Here is a 14,399-nt window from a genome sequence, read left to right as displayed (position 1 = left end):
GAACTCTCGGGGGTAGGGCTTGGGCACAGCGACATCCTTCCAGCCCGCCACTAGGGCAAGCCATCTCAGATGTCACCTATCGGTGCAGCAGACCCGGCAGGCAGGACGGCGGGTAGATCGTTCGTCATGGCGCTGGCCGACCGGTACAGCGCTGGCGACCCTACCGGGCGAACCCAGGGAGCAGAGGCGTTTTTCAGCGGCCCGGCTCGCATGCTCCCGCCGGGGTTAGGTCCACTGCTCACCTGGCAGGGGAGGGCCACCGCCGGTGGCCAGTTCCGACCTTGGGGGCCGGGGTCGTGCCGGTTCAGGTTAGGCCAACTACGCCGCTGCGGCGGTGCCTGTCGGGGGCACGGTCCGTGGCACGAGAGCCGGCTCCATCTGTCTCGGCAGCGTCCGTACGTGCGCCAAGGCCACCTTGACGTGACGGACGGGAGGACCGGTCCACAGGACGGCGTTCCATCAGGTTTCATGGGCACGATGCGCCGTAGCTGCCGGGCCGGCAGCGATTTGAGGAGATCGAGCATCAGGTCGGTCCGCTCGAGGATGGTCGAGGCGTTCACCTTCCTGTTTCTCGAACCTGCTTCGCCACCTGAGACAAGGCGGCGCGCGCGTCAGCGACATCTGCTCTGAGAGCCCATTCTGCTGCGCACGGTAGCCAGCGGACCTGCAGAACCGGGGTGAGCGGCATGCAGGAGTTGCGAGCCCGTCCGAGATCCGGTGCAGCTCTGTCACGCACCCGACTATCAGCGCGTGACGCGTGAGTCAACCCATTGTCCCGTGCGCCGCAGATGGATACGTTCAGCGGCACGATTCGACGGAACCGATCTCGGGGCGCCGCCTGAGATGTCCGCCGACCGACGGAAGGCGTGACATTCGCATGGATATCAAGCTTTACTCGTCGACTCGCGCAAGAGTGCGCCGGCGCCTGATCGCTCCGGTTGCCGCGGCGGGTTTGCTCATGCCAGGAGCGGCCTGGATGGCGAATCCAGCCATGGCCGCCTCCGACGCCGCCGCCTCGCCCGCGAGGGCACCGGCAACACCGTTCGCGAGCTACGACAAGGAGATCGTCAGCAAGTTCGACGCGGCCAACTCGTACGAGCATGTCCGACACCTCGCCGAGGACATCGGGCCGCGTCTGAACGGCACGCCCCAAGAGCTGCTCGCCGCCGAGTACATCGGATCCGTGCTCACTTCCTACGGCTTCGAGGCGAAGATCGGGCACTGGGGACCGGTCTCCACGAAACGCGTGGGCACGGTGACCTCGCCGAACGCCAAGCTCCCCGGTGGACCGAACTGGCAGATGTCCGCCTCGACGAGTGGCAAGTTCACCGAGGCCGGTCCTGCCGTTCGCGCCGCTGTCCTCGATGCCGGGACAGGCCTCACCCCGGGTGCCTTCGACGGCGCTGCCGGCAAGATCGTCTTCGCGGACTACACGACGACCGCCGCGACCCGGAACGCGATTGTTGACAATGCCGTCAAGGCCGGTGCGGTGGCGGTCATCCTGGCCTACCCGACCGGCAACTCCGCCCCGCCGGCCTTCACGTTGACGACCCCGCAGCCGACCATTCCGGTGCTCGGCGGCGGCACCGCCCACAGCAAGTGGATCCGGGGACTGCTGGCCGAGGGGCCACTCACCCTGAACATCTCAACCCACGAGTACCTCAACCCCGATGGCAGCTACGTCGTCGGGACCCGGCATGCCGTCGGTGACCCGCAGGGCACGAAGGCACCGATCGTCATGGTCGGCGCACACATCGACTCCGTGCTCGGCGGACCCGGCGCCCACGACGACGCCTCGGGCAACGGGGTCTCGCTCGAATTCGCTCGTGTCATCAGCCAGTATCCACTCGACAAGGAAATCCGGATCGGCGGCTTCGGTGGTGAGGAAGGTGGTCTGCTCGGGTCGCGCGCCTACTCCAAGACGCTGACCCCGGACGAGATCAACCGGTTCGTCGGCGAGTGGCAGATGGACATGGTCGGCACCACGTACGAGCCGGCCGGCTTCTTTGCCCTGACTCCGGACGGGAAGTCGAACTTCGTCGTCCAGTCGGCGTACGACGCGCAGGCCCGGCTGAGCCCGGAGGACATCGACGGGCTCGGCCGTGACGACGTCAACCTCCAGAACTGCAAGCTCGGGCAGAGTGACCACCAGGCGTTCTTCGACCTCGGGATTCCGTCGTCGCTGTTCATCTGGCTCGACTACAACATGCCCAAGGCACCCGACACGTGCGAGAGCATCAGCCGCGGCACGTACACGACCGAGCCGCAGTACCACCGGCCGGACGACACGATGGACAACGTCAGCGCGAAGCGACTGCAGATCACGCTCGACGTCGTCGGGGGAGCCGCGGCCTACAACGCGCTCAACACCGTGACGATCAACGCGACTGGTGCTGACGGCGCCAAGCTGTCCGACACACCCGTGCGGGCGAACTGCGGCGACGGCTGGCGACCGGTGGGCACTACCGACGCGGCTGGCCGTCTCGTCGGGGTCTTCCCGCACGCCACGTGCACGTTTGAGGCGACCTCAGGCCGGGCTCTGGTCCAGCAGACGCTCGATGTCCACGGCGACCGCACGCTCGCGATGCGAGTGACCCTGCCGGAGTGTTCGAGCACGATCAGTGGCACGCACCGGGGTGCGCTGAAGATTACCTCCGGTGTGACCTGCCTCGACGGGGCCACCGTCAACGGGCGGATCACGGTCAGCCCGGGCGCGAGCCTCGTGTCCCTCGGCTCGACGGTGAACGGCGGGGTCTCGGCCATCGGGGCGAAGGACATCACGCTCTGCGGCGGCTCTGTCAACGGGAACGTGGCGATCACTGACGGGCAACGCGTCCGGATCGGCGGCGGCCCGAGCGACTGCGCCGGAGTCACTGTCGCCGGTGGTCTCTCCGTCGCCGGTGCCGACGAGTTGCTCATCCTCGCCGGGAACTCGGTGCGCGGGGTGGTCTCAGTGACGGGCAGCGAGACTCGCGTGGCGTCCGTCGTGGCGGCCAACACCGTCCACGGATCGTTGTCCTGCTCGACCAACGACCCGGGCCTGACCAACTACGACAGGGCCAACATCGTCACGGGTCAGAAGATAGGACAGTGCGCCTCGCTTTAGTCACACGCCGGTTCTAGGCCGGCCAGCACGACCGGCCACCTCGCCCACTGGGTGGGGTGGCCGGTCCGCGGCATGGCACTCCTCGGACCTTCTGGTATCCCGCGATCCGAAGTTCCCCGCAGGATGCGGGGTCGGCCGTAGCTGTCGGGGCTGTGGTGGCGCAGGACGGCGACTCGCGTGGATTCGATGGCGGGTGCGACGGCGAGGGCTTCGCAGGTGGTGACCAGGACCTGGCCGCAGATGAACTGCTTGTAGTAGTCCGCGCGGTCGCGTTGGGGTAGTTTCCGCAGTGACCGCGAGGCCCATACTGCAGCGCTGCCTCGCCCCGCCCACCGTGGCCAATATGACTTTCGGCGACCTGCTCAACAGCGGATGGCCCGGTGTAGCGCGGCGACACCGCCGCTGAGGTTGCGCCAACCTACCCGCTGCCAGCCGGATGCACCGATCCGCTTCGCCAGATCCGGCTGATTCGGCCAGGCACGGATGGATTCGATCAAGTAGACGTAGGCGTCGGGGTTGCTGGACACCCATCGGGTCATCATGGGTACGGCCCGAAGCAGGTGGGCGAGGTAGAGCGTACGGAAAGCGCGGTTCGTCGGATGGCTGCACTCGCAGACCACGAGCCGCCCGCCTGGCCTGACGACCCGGGCGAACTCGCGCAACGCGGCATCGAGATCGACCACGTTGCGTAGCGCGAAGGAGATGGTTAGCGCATCGAAAGCGCCGTCCGGGAACGGCAGGCACAGCGCGTCGCCTGCCACCAGCGGCACGGCGGGCCGGACGCGTCGGCCGACCTTCAGCATGCCGGACGAAAGATCCACTCCCACTGGGAACGCCCCGGAACGGGCCAGTTCCTCGGTGGAGACGCCGGTGCCGGCGCCCACGTCGAGCACCCGTTCGCCTGGGCGCAGGCCCAGCGCCGCTCTGGTCGCTCGCCGCCAACGGGCGTCCTGGCCGAACGAGATGATCCTGTTGGCCAGGTCGTACCGTTCGGCGACGCCGTCGAACATCGCGGCGACCACTGGCGGCTGCTTGTCCAGCTGCGCCCGGGTCATGCTGTCACCGCTGCTGCCGGCGTGGCCGTCACGAGCAGGTAGTCGAGCCCCAGCCGGAAGCGGCCACCATCGACCACCCCGTGATCGGCAACGAACGAGCGCAGGTCCGCGCGCAACGCCTCCCACCGGCACTGTGCCACGAGCCGATCCCGTTCGGCGACGACGTGCCCCGCGGTGTCGATGAGCAGGCTGGTCGCCGCGTCGGCGTCGGCGAAACTCAGATCCAACCGGTGAACGACCGCCGTCGTGATTCTCAAGTCGGCGGCTGCCAGGAGCCGTCCGACCTGGTTGGGGTCACCCCACCGGCTCGGCGGGGCGGATGCGGCCGGAGGCGGCGGTAGATAGCGGCCGAGGACCTGCCCCATGGCCGGAAACAGACCACCCGGTGTCCATGCGGTCAGCAGGACCCGGCCTGAGGGGGCACACACCCGGCTCAGCTCCCGGGCCGCCGCATCGTGGTCGTTCGCGTACATGACGCCGAACACGGACAGGACCACTTCGGCCGAGTCCTCTGGAAGAGGTAACCGGCTCGCGTCGCCGACCCGCCAGTCGATCGTCAGGCCGTCATCCGCGGCACGCCGCCGCGCCAACTCCAACAGCGCGGGCTCCAGATCCACCCCTACGGTACGGGCTCCAGACCGTGCGGCCAGTACCGCCGCGTTACCCGTACCGGTGGCCACATCGACCACCCGGTCATCCGGCCGTATCGCGGCGGTTGCCACCACCGCCTCGGCGACCGGCATCAGCCGGCGAGCCATGGCCGGATAGTCGCCCGCAGCCCACGTGGTCGCGGATGCACTCACCACGCCTCCCTCATCGGAGGCGCCCTTCAGTCAAATGGTCCCGGGTGAGCGTGGCGGACCTTGGTCCGGCGCAGCGCCTCTCACTCCGGCGTGACCGACCGTAACTGATCGGAATACGTCCCGGCGACCCCGTTCCTGAAAAGCGCGGAGCAGGCGACAGCCACGATCCACGCGGATCGGCCACTACGCGGATCGCGCGTTCTTGAACCGTGGGGACCAAAGCCCGCTCAGCCAACAAATGGCAGCTCACGTATCCTGACCGCATCAGCGGCTCGTCCGCCACGCCCGAACGACTGCAGGGACAGCAGTGAGCTTCAACTCCATCCGTGCCGACATCATCGCTGACCCCGACAACGCCTGGGCAGGCGATCTCGGCTATCTGCCGTTGTACGAGGCCGGACCGCACGCCCGGATCGCGCTCATCGGCCAGGCGCCCGGACGCAAAGCCCAAGAGTCCGGCATCGCCTGGAACGACGCCAGCGGTCTGAAGTTGCTCGACTGGCTCGGCGTGGCCGAAACCCAATTCCGGGACCCGAACCTGTTCGCACTCCTACCGATGGACTTCTACTACCCCGGTAAGGGCGCCAGTGGAGATCTGCCACCGCGCAAGTCCTTTGCCGCCCGCTGGCACCGACCCCTGCTCGAGTTGATGCCCGAGATCACCCTGACGATCCTCATCGGCAGTTACGCGCAACAGCACTACCTTGCCGGCCGGACGAAACGCAACCTCACCGAAACCGTGCACGCGTTCCGCGACTACCTGCCCGACACCATCCCACTCGTGCACCCGTCCCCGCTGAACTTCCGCTGGCAGGCACGCAATCCGTGGTTCGTCACCGATCTGCTCCCGGTCCTGCGGGACCAGGTCGCAACGGCGCTCGGTTCACCTCGCACCTCCGTGTACTGACCCGCGAGCCGGTGGGCGGCCCGGGAAAAGGGCGTTGCGCGGCCACCCGCCCGATCATCGTCACGCTGCCCATCCCTGGCTCGACCCAGGGAAACAGCACCCCTCATCCAGCTGAGGCGGACACGCCGACGGCCACGGCACCGATGATGGCCCTGTCACCGTCGTTCTGCACGTACCCGACCACCGAGGCTTGCCGAGGATCAAGATCCGACGGCACCTCCAACTCCACCCGCCCGCGCTCGGCGTCCAGGCCCACCGACGTGAACGCGCGTACCACGTTGTCCTGCCGCAGCGTCCGCCCGGCGTTCTCACCCCGGGCAACCTCGCTCACCAAGCCACGTTCCACGATCGCCACGTTCAGCACCGCGCGCTCCAGCGGCCGCTCGGTCTGGTAGTCCACCACCACCCGGCGTCCGCCGCCCACACCCCCGGCGGCGTCCTCGACCGACAGTGCGAGCGGCGCGGTGGCTGCCGCCGTCAGCGCGGACGCGATCGCGCTCGCCGCCCGTCGCCGGTCGGAACCAACGAACTCGACGGTGCCATTGACGACCATCTGCGGCGTGTACAAGCCCCCGGAGCCGAAGGCACGCGCGTACGCCTGCTGCCGCGCGGTGTACGCCTCGTCGGCGAACCGGTCGGGCCAGCCCAGGTCGTCCCAGTAGTCGACGTGAAATCCGAGGGCGAAGACAGGCTGTCGCCGCTCCCGGGCGTCGCGCTCGATCTCGCTCAGCACCTCCTCGGCCGGCGGACAGCTCGAGCAGCCCTGGGAGGTGAACAACTCCACGACCGCGAAGCCCTCGCCGGCCGGCGCGACGTCCCCTGCCTGCCGCGGCAGATCCGACGGGTGGGCACGATCCGACCCGGTGCCAAATGGGTCCGTCATGGCGCGTCTCCTCTGTCGGTGCTGCTCGCGGCCCTCCGATTCCCACTCTGGCCACGACCATGCATGATCAATCTAGTGCCGAGTCATGCAGCCTCGAGCGGGTAATCCGCGTGGCGGAGCTTGGAGCTGGTCGCGAATCGGGATTTCGGGCCTGCTCGCTGATTACGTCGGCGGATGTAGTCGCCGAGGGCGGCGTCCTGCTCGGCGTGGCTGCGGTGGTCGGCGCCGCTCAGAGCGAAGTACCGCAGCGCGGTGAACTCGGCCTCGATCCAGGTCAGCCAGGACGCGAAGGTCGGCAGGTACGCCAGCTCCAAGCGGTGGGCGGCAGGTTCAGCGGCACGATCTCCAGCGTGGACGGACAGGTGTCGGTGGCATCATGCCGATGTCAAGGCACGAGGTCAGTCCCAGGGGACGGTTTTGACGCCGGGTAGGTCGGCCATAGCACTGCGGTCTTCCCTGGCCAGGATGTGCAGCAGGGTGGCGGCCTCCTCGACGGTCACCAGACGACCTTGGGAGCGCTTGGCGGCGGGATCAGGCGTCTCCAGCCAAAGGTGGCCGTCGTCGGTGCACTTCGCCTGGATCGCGGCATCCGACCGGGACGTGAAAACTGCCCAGTTGCCCGGCGTACGCAGAATCTGGCCGTCCAGACGTGCCACACAGCTGTCGAGACCCTCCATCACTGGCAGCGATGCCCAGCCCCGGTCGTGCGTCTGATACCGCATTTCCAGAACGTCGGCCTCAGGCATACCCGCGGTGACCGTGACCAGCGTGCTCGCGTCCTCGCCGAGGAAGATCGGGCTGAGGCTCGCCCACAGGTCGTGCCGTGGTTGGTCGACCGGCGTAGACGCGCCGTCCGGAAAGGTGAGCGTGCCGACGGCGCGGTCCCATTGGCGCTGCAGGACCAGGTTGTGACCGCCCGTGCTGCGGATTTCGAAACGTACGTCCGCAGGGCCGTTGGATACGACACGGCTCAGTATCCGCTCGGCATGCCATGGATAAGGCTTCCGCGAAGGACGCATCACTCCACCCGGCCAGTCGTCGAGCAGGCGGGCGTCCGCCCGTAGGACCGGGTGGCGGTTCCAATCATTGAGGTGGTGGCCGAGGCCGGTGCCGCGCGATGAGATCGCGCGGTGGAAGTCCTTCTCCGCCTCGCCCGCTAGGATCTCGCCGTGGTGGACGGCAACGACGGTCACGGTCCGCTCGTTCAGCTCGGGGTCGCGGTTTGAGCCTACCCCGGGGCCGAGAACGAGTGCGTGGTCGAGACGCACACCAGGCAGGGAAACTGACGTCGGTTGTATCGACCCGGCCGCGACCGGAGGCACGTCCAGCAACACCTCCGCGATGTCGTCGCGGAACGAGTCCGCACTTGCGCGCAGCACCGTGACCTGTCCGTCGAGCACCCGATGGACGGTTGTCACCACACCAGCAGGCAGCCGGACGGTATCGATGAGCACGGCATGCTTGCCGATCCTGCCCGGTGTCTGGTCCCGCCCCCGCGCCCGGCGGATCCGCTCGGCGAGATCCTTGTCAGTCATCCACACATCCGATCAGGTTGGGCCCGGCAACCGCACCGCAGGATCAACAAGGACCGCGGTCCAGACCTGAAGGTCCGCACAGCTGCCGCAATCCGCGCGATGGCCGCGCCCGACGCAGGCGCGCTGTCATGCCGATGATCGGGCGCGTGCAGGCGGAGCAGATCACGCGGTCACAGCGGTGGAGCGGCGCCGGTCGGGGGATATCGTCCACCGGGTCAGTTCCAGGGATCGGCATTCGGATTCTCGCCGAGCAGCCGCGCGCTCTCCAGGCACAAGTCTTCGCCGAACAGTTGGTTGCCGCGGGAACCGGTGCCCCATGCATCGTCGGCGCAAGCAGCGATGGCGCGCCATGTGTAGCCTTCAGCCCGCCATTGCCTGACTTGCCGCGCGATGTCCGTGGTCGGGGTCAGTCCCCACGCCTCCAGCACGCGCCGAATTTACGCTGAGCGTCTTGACGTCGCCACCTGTGCGTCCGGATCTGCCGTGCTGAGGGCGTGGGAAGCCGGTGTCCTCGATGCCCGCCCAGCTCTACTCTGCGCCGTGGACGGCATATCCGCCGATGAGAATCGGGTACCGGGGTCGCTGGGGGTTCCCGGGGGGAAGGTCTGTCTCGGGGTCGAGGCAGTGGGTGGGCGGCCGCTCCGTCCCGTTCTGCGCCTGAGCATCGACGATCTGGTCCGGCCCGCTTCCACCGTCGATGATTTTCACGTAGTAGCCATGGTTCTTCACAGTGCCTTGGCCTTCGGGGACGATCGCCGTGAACACCGCGACGTTCCCGGTGACCTTCAGACACGTCACGTCGGCTCGTCCCTGCCCGACCAGCGAGCCGTCCGGCAGCTCGTGCCGGTACAGGAAGTGGCCGTGCGTCGATCCGTCGGTGGCCGTCACTGCCTGGACGCCGAACCAGATTCGGTGCCCAGCCGTGCCGGGCTCGTCGTACACGAAATGTCCCATCCCGGCGACGAGCGACCACCTGGCTGCGGCGCTCATCGGCTCTGGTGGCTGGGCCTGGGCGACAGCGGGCGATGCCACCACCCCCGCTGCCGCAACCGCCGCCAACGCCGTCGCACGCAAACTAGACCTGAACATGTCGCTCCTTCTGACCATTCCGTCGGCTGATGTGATCCAGCATCACGGCACGACGACGCGGGTGAATCCCTCCACCGAGCCACCCGCGTCCCCCGCTCAGGGGAGCGGTGCCGCATGCCCGCGTGTGGATGAGGGGATACCGCCGGGTGCCGCCAATGCGGCCTCGACCGAAGACGAACGCCGGCAGGCACGAGCCCCTCGGGCCGGCGGTGAGGGAGGTTGATCGTCTTTTAGCACGCCCTTAGTGATCGCTTATCCCTCGCGCGGCGAGACTCCGGGTGCCATCGATGCACTTGCGCATCGCCGACCCATGTCGCCGGTACCCGGCCAGTGGCCACCGCGCTGGCCCTGGCGGGGACACCGGGATCAGGAGGATCTGCAGTGGTTAGACGCAATGCCGCACGTCTCGTCGTGGCGTTCACGGGGGTGATCGCTCTGCTGGTCGGGGTGCAGACCGCCGCCTTCGCCGCGCCGACCAACGACGACTACTCCGCCGCCATCGCGGTGGAGTCCCTACCCTTCACCACCACCATCGACACCAGCGACGCCACGTCGGACCCGACCGACCCGACCGGGTGCTACAACAACGGATCGGTGTGGTTCAACTTCACGCCGACCCGGGACATGTGGATCCAGGCAGACACCATCGGGAGCAACTACGACACGGTGCTCTCCGCCTGGACCGGCGACCAGGGGGCACTCACCCTCGTGGGCTGCAGCGACAACTACTACGGCCAGGACGCGCGGCTCGCCTTCACCGTCAGCGCCGGCACCACTTACCACTTCATGGCCGGTTACTGCTGCGGCAACGGCAGCGACGGGGGCGGGTCGCTTCGGTTCTCGGTCAAGGAAGTCCTGCCGCCGGCCAATGACGACTTCGCCGACGCGATCCCGGTCGGCGCACTGCCGTACGCGGACCCGCAGGACTACCAGGGTGCAACCCGGGAGACGGGCGAGCCCGCTTCCTGTTTCACCCCGACCCGTACAGCCTGGTACTCGTACACGCCGACGACCACCGCATCGATCACCGCCCGGACGAGTCCCGGCTATGCCGGCATGGCCGTGTACACGGGCTCGTCGCTCACCGACCTGGTCATGTCCGAGTGCAGCACCCTCTACAGCTATCGGCCGCTGACCTTCCAGGCGGAGGCGGGTACCACCTACCTGTTCCAGGTGGCCGCGGACGGAATCAACGTGCACACCTTCCGACTCGAGGTCGCAGAGCAACCCACGGCCGAGTTCTACTACTGGCCGAGCGAGCCCAGCTCGTACGACCGGATCAGTTTCAGCAGCTCCGTCAACGACCCGGCGGGTGCGGGCATCTCCTCCTACGCCTGGGACTTCGGTGACGGGACGACGTCGGCCGACCCGAACCCGGTCCACCGGATGCCAGCCGATGGCGATCACACGGTCAGGTTGACGGTACGGACGCCTGACGGGCGGACCGCGTCCACCGCCCATGTGATCCAGGTGCGCACCCACGACGTCGCGATCGTGCGGATGACGGTGCCTACGACGGCGCGGGTGGGGCAGACCATCGGAGTCGACGTCCACGTCCGGAACACCCGGTACGACGAGAGCGTACGGGTCGAGCTCGAACGGAGTACTCCGACGTCGGGCTACCAGCCGGTCGGGGAGTTGACCCAGCAGGTCCCTGCCACGGACAGCAACAAGACCACCCGATTCTCGTTCAGCTACACCGTCACCAGCGAAGACCTGGCCCACGGGAAACTCACCTTCCGGGCTCTGGCCGATCCGAGCCCGAGCCGTGACGCGCTCCCGGCGGACAACGAACTGCTCTCGACCCCCGTCATTATCAAGTGAGTCGGCGGCGCCCCGGGGCCGTCATGGCCAGGGGCGCCGCTCCCGCCCCCGCCGGGCACGTGTGTTGGCAGCTAGGGGGCAACGTCTGGCCGGAGGCGGACAGAAGGGAGCCGGTCCGCTGGGCCGGCCCCTTCGCGTGGACAGCGAACGATCCCGCTGCCCGAGCCGGTGCTGCTGTCGGCCCAGGCTATAAGCCCGTCGATCGTTTGTGCGTCTCGACAGGTGTCCATGAATGGTTCACGGACTTCCTGCACATGTCGGGTGACGACCAATGGGGCCTTCCGTAGCGTGGCGTTGGCAACCAGGGCGCGGCCTGTTGCAACCAACTTGACCAGCACGAGAAGCGGTTCCATGGCCACGCCATGAGTACAGAACCCGGGCATCGCGATCCGCAGCGCTACAAGAACGGTGCGACGTCCTGACACGAGGAGGCTGCCTTTTATGTTAATCCCTGGTCCGGCGCGCCGATCGCGCTGGGGACTGCGCGCAGCGGCGCTCAGTACCGTCATGGTCGCCGCGTCGCTTGCACTGGTCGGCCCAGCGGCCGCGGAGAGCGACCAGCTTGCGGTGGACGAAATCTCGCACAGCAAGAACATCGATCTGGTGGCGAACATCCCGCGGCAGGGTCCGCTTGAGGGCCAGACGCACAGCGACATGGCGTTCTGGGGCGACTACCTGTTCCAGGGCAGCTATGGCGGGATCACGATCTACGACATCTCACACCCGCAGCGGCCTCAGACCGTGACCCAGATCAGCTGTCCCGGCTCGCAGGGCGACGTTACCGTCAGTCCCGACGGCAACCTGCTGTTCATGTCGGTAGACGCGCCGCGGTCGGACGACACCTGCACGAGTAGTTCGTCGAACGCGGCCGAGCCGACCGCCTGGGAAGGCATCCGCATCTTCGACATCACCGACAAGGCAAACCCGGTGTACGTCAAGGCGGTGCGGACCGACTGCGGATCCCACACGCACACCTACGTTCCGGGGGACGCGGACACGGCCTACCTCTACGTCTCCTCCTACAGCCCGAACACCAGATTCCCCAACTGCCAGCCGCCGCATGACTCGATCTCCATCGTCGAGGTCCCGCTGGACAACCCGACGACCGCGTCGGTCGTCAACGAGCCACTGCTCTTCCCCGATATCACGGGGGCGAACAGCACCTCCGGCTGCCACGACATCACGGTCTTCCCCGAGGGGAAGCTCGCCGCGGGTGCCTGCATGGGCGACGGCATCCTGATTGACATCTCGGATCCCGTGAACCCGCGCAAGCTCGCCGGTGTCCGCGACACCAACTTCGCCTTCTGGCACTCGGCGACGTTGATCAATGGCGGAAAGGGTGTCATCTTCACCGACGAGCTCGGCGGTGGAAGCGCGCCCACCTGCAACGAGGCGATCGGACCGAACAGGGGAGCCGACGCGATCTACGACATCGTCGGCGAGGGCGACGACCGTCGGTTGGAGTTCCGCAGTTACTTCAAGATCCCGCGCTCGCAGCAGAACACCGAGAACTGTGTCGCACACAACGGCATGCTGCTTCCGGTCAAGGGCCGCGACGTGTACGTGCAGTCCTGGTACCAGGGCGGCGTCTCGGTGTTCGACTTCACCGATCGCTCGAACCCGCAGGAGATCGCCTTCTTCGAGCGCGGTCCCCTGAGCGACACGTCCCTGGTCCTCGGCGGTAGCTGGTCGGCGTACTGGTACAACGGGTACATCTACTCCAGCGACATCACCAAGGGTCTGGACGTTCTCAAGATCACGGGCCTCGAGGGCGTGAGCAGCGCCAACTTCAACAAGTTGCCCTACCTGAACCCGCAGACCCAGGACAACTTCAAAGACACCGGCAACCGCAGCTGACGTACGCGAACGGGCCCCGGCAGCGCGCTCTGCCGGGGCCCTGCCGCCCATACTCTCAAGCCATCATCCACGCTTATCCCGTCTCGTAGGCGGCGAGACAGAAAGCAACTCAGAAAGGACGGGCGGACAATGAGATTTCGTCTAGCCATAGGCGCGGTACTGGTAGCCGCTTGTTCGCTCCTCGCGACAACCACACTGGTGACGACCGGGTCGGCCGCACCGCCGCTGGCAGCCAAGAGTGGAAAGCCGCCAAAACCCACGCCCACGCCGACGCCCACGCCGACGGCAACACCGCTCCCGGTGAATCCTGCTGACTCGGAATTTGCCAGCATGATGGTCCCGCACCACTACCAGGCGCTCCTGATGAGCCGGATGGCGCCCACCAGGGCCAACGACCAGGCCGTGCTCTCGATCGCCGGCAATATCGATGCCGAGCAGGGCCTCGAGATCACGATGTTGCAGGCCTGGCAGTCCTGGAACGGCCTCGAGGTCACGAACGCCGAGGAGGCATACCAGGAACACCTGCAGGACCCGATGATGCTCGAAATGATGGGAATGGCCACCCCGGAGCAGATGACTGCCCTGAGCGCGGCGACCGGCGCTGACTTCGAGGTGATGTTCCTCCAGTTGATGATCCGGCACCACCAAGGCGCGCTCGACATGTGCGCAGACATCCTCGCCAACGGCAGTGACGAGACCCTCGGCCTGTGGGCGAACGACATGTACGTAACGCAGCAGGCGCAGATCAACTGGATGCAAGACCTGCTGGCGAGCAAGACGTCGTAAAGCCCATACGGGCGACACGTTGAGTCGACCCGAGCGTGAAGGGCCCGGGTCGAGCTGGACGCACCGGCGTACCGGTGGTGGACCTGTCCACTGGCTGCGAGCAGGCACGTTGCTGCCCGCAGTGCGGACCACGTGCGCTGAAGGTGAAGCAGCGGACGACGACCCGGCCGCGGGACCTGCCAGTCGGAGGCCGGACGGTACGACTGCGCCGGCGCAAACGGCGCTGGTACCGCCCGACCGCGGCCTGTCTACGTAAGTCGTTCACCGAGCAGATCGCGCAGGTCCCGGCCCGTGCCCGGCTGACCAGCGGGCTGCGGCAGGCGGCCGAGGCGGCAGTCGCCGACGGCGGCCGGACTGTGGAAGCCGCACGGGACCACGGCATCTCCTGGCCGGTCGTCGCTGCCGCGTTCACCGCCCCCCGCGAGCGTGGTGTTGCCGGACGACTGACCAGGAACTCAACAGTGGCAACCGGGGAAAACGATGAGGGAAGACGACCTGCGGGACCTGATCGAGCGCAGCCCGTGGCTCATCCGGGCGCTGGGCGTCGTTCGGGG

12 protein-coding genes and 1 pseudogene are annotated in these 14,399 nt (G+C 67.4%); 6 read left to right on the top strand and 7 right to left on the bottom strand.

All coding sequences use genetic code 11. The annotated features are described in order from the left end of the window. The first annotated feature begins 976 nt into the window (after positions 1 to 976). On the top strand, positions 977 to 3,106 hold the full coding sequence (locus BXA10_RS30000) for a M28 family peptidase (RefSeq protein WP_175649360.1): 2,130 nt from the start codon (positions 977 to 979) through the stop codon (positions 3,104 to 3,106). Positions 3,107 to 3,468: 362 nt separating this feature from the next. Here the strand turns inward: BXA10_RS30000 and BXA10_RS29995 are convergent, their stop codons facing one another. Both BXA10_RS29995 and BXA10_RS29990 read right to left on the bottom strand, forming a co-directional pair. Continuing rightward, a complete protein-coding gene (locus tag BXA10_RS29995; RefSeq protein ID WP_076474206.1) occupies positions 3,469 to 4,161 on the bottom strand; it encodes a demethylmenaquinone methyltransferase in 693 nt (230 codons plus the stop codon). After that, positions 4,158 to 4,964 (bottom strand): class I SAM-dependent methyltransferase, encoded by an 807-nt coding sequence (locus BXA10_RS29990; RefSeq protein ID WP_139338242.1) that lies wholly within the window; start codon positions 4,962 to 4,964, stop codon positions 4,158 to 4,160. Before BXA10_RS29990 ends, BXA10_RS29995 begins: the two co-directional genes overlap by 4 nt. Before the next feature lie 307 nt (positions 4,965 to 5,271). Between BXA10_RS29990 and BXA10_RS29985 the strand changes: the two genes are divergently transcribed. Next, the gene (locus BXA10_RS29985) at positions 5,272 to 5,871 is read left to right on the top strand and encodes a uracil-DNA glycosylase family protein (protein WP_076474204.1); all 600 of its coding nucleotides are present in this window, start codon (positions 5,272 to 5,274) and stop codon (positions 5,869 to 5,871) included. Between the two features lie 103 nt (positions 5,872 to 5,974). Here BXA10_RS29985 and BXA10_RS29980 read toward each other — a convergent pair whose 3' ends face one another. The 5 genes from BXA10_RS29980 to BXA10_RS29960 form a co-directional block, all read right to left on the bottom strand. After that, on the bottom strand, positions 5,975 to 6,754 hold the full coding sequence (locus BXA10_RS29980) for a DUF1223 domain-containing protein (RefSeq protein WP_076474203.1): 780 nt from the start codon (positions 6,752 to 6,754) through the stop codon (positions 5,975 to 5,977). An 83-nt stretch (positions 6,755 to 6,837) separates the two neighbouring features. Then, positions 6,838 to 7,068 carry a transposase gene (locus BXA10_RS29975; RefSeq protein WP_217696890.1) on the bottom strand — a complete coding sequence of 77 codons (231 nt, stop codon included), beginning with the start codon at positions 7,066 to 7,068 and terminating at the stop codon, positions 6,838 to 6,840. Positions 7,069 to 7,152: 84 nt separating this feature from the next. After that, positions 7,153 to 8,289 carry a hypothetical protein gene (locus tag BXA10_RS29970; protein WP_139338241.1) on the bottom strand — a complete coding sequence of 379 codons (1,137 nt, stop codon included), beginning with the start codon at positions 8,287 to 8,289 and terminating at the stop codon, positions 7,153 to 7,155. Positions 8,290 to 8,504: 215 nt separating this feature from the next. Then, on the bottom strand, positions 8,505 to 8,717 hold the full coding sequence (locus BXA10_RS29965) for a hypothetical protein (protein WP_076474201.1): 213 nt from the start codon (positions 8,715 to 8,717) through the stop codon (positions 8,505 to 8,507). A 100-nt stretch (positions 8,718 to 8,817) separates the two neighbouring features. Further along, the gene (locus tag BXA10_RS29960; RefSeq protein WP_076474200.1) at positions 8,818 to 9,378 is read right to left on the bottom strand and encodes a hypothetical protein; all 561 of its coding nucleotides are present in this window, start codon (positions 9,376 to 9,378) and stop codon (positions 8,818 to 8,820) included. 381 nt (positions 9,379 to 9,759) lie between these two features. On the opposite strand from BXA10_RS29960, the gene BXA10_RS29955 reads away from it, so the two are divergent. The 4 genes and pseudogenes from BXA10_RS29955 to BXA10_RS29940 form a co-directional block, all read left to right on the top strand. After that, positions 9,760 to 11,202, top strand: a complete 1,443-nt coding sequence (locus BXA10_RS29955) for a PKD domain-containing protein (RefSeq protein ID WP_139338240.1) — start codon at positions 9,760 to 9,762, stop codon at positions 11,200 to 11,202. 507 nt (positions 11,203 to 11,709) lie between these two features. After that, positions 11,710 to 13,059, top strand: coding sequence for an LVIVD repeat-containing protein (locus tag BXA10_RS29950; RefSeq protein ID WP_245828647.1), 1,350 nt, complete (start codon positions 11,710 to 11,712; stop codon positions 13,057 to 13,059). A 198-nt stretch (positions 13,060 to 13,257) separates the two neighbouring features. Continuing rightward, a complete protein-coding gene (locus BXA10_RS29945; protein WP_175649359.1) occupies positions 13,258 to 13,845 on the top strand; it encodes a DUF305 domain-containing protein in 588 nt (195 codons plus the stop codon). A gap of 54 nt (positions 13,846 to 13,899) precedes the next feature. After that, positions 13,900 to 14,258: pseudogene (locus tag BXA10_RS29940) on the top strand (transposase family protein); the annotation flags it as partial. Positions 14,259 to 14,399 lie beyond the last annotated feature (141 nt).

It is taken from the genome of Micromonospora avicenniae (assembly GCF_900156065.1).
In the GTDB taxonomy this organism is placed as follows: Bacteria; Actinomycetota; Actinomycetes; order Mycobacteriales; family Micromonosporaceae; genus Micromonospora; species Micromonospora avicenniae.
The sequence above is the reverse complement of the archived record's forward strand: the minus strand, read 5'-3'. Positions and strand labels throughout refer to the sequence as shown.

Coding starts and splice junctions, on each gene's coding strand:
- BXA10_RS30000 (WP_175649360.1), top strand. CDS start 977: ATGGCGAATCCAGCCATGGCCGCCTCCGACGCCGCCGCCTCGCCCGCG.
- BXA10_RS29995 (WP_076474206.1), bottom strand. CDS start 4,161: ATGACCCGGGCGCAGCTGGACAAGCAGCCGCCAGTGGTCGCCGCGATG.
- BXA10_RS29980 (WP_076474203.1), bottom strand. CDS start 6,754: ATGACGGACCCATTTGGCACCGGGTCGGATCGTGCCCACCCGTCGGAT.
- BXA10_RS29970 (WP_139338241.1), bottom strand. CDS start 8,289: ATGACTGACAAGGATCTCGCCGAGCGGATCCGCCGGGCGCGGGGGCGG.
- BXA10_RS29960 (WP_076474200.1), bottom strand. CDS start 9,378: ATGTTCAGGTCTAGTTTGCGTGCGACGGCGTTGGCGGCGGTTGCGGCA.
- BXA10_RS29950 (WP_245828647.1), top strand. CDS start 11,710: ATGGTCGCCGCGTCGCTTGCACTGGTCGGCCCAGCGGCCGCGGAGAGC.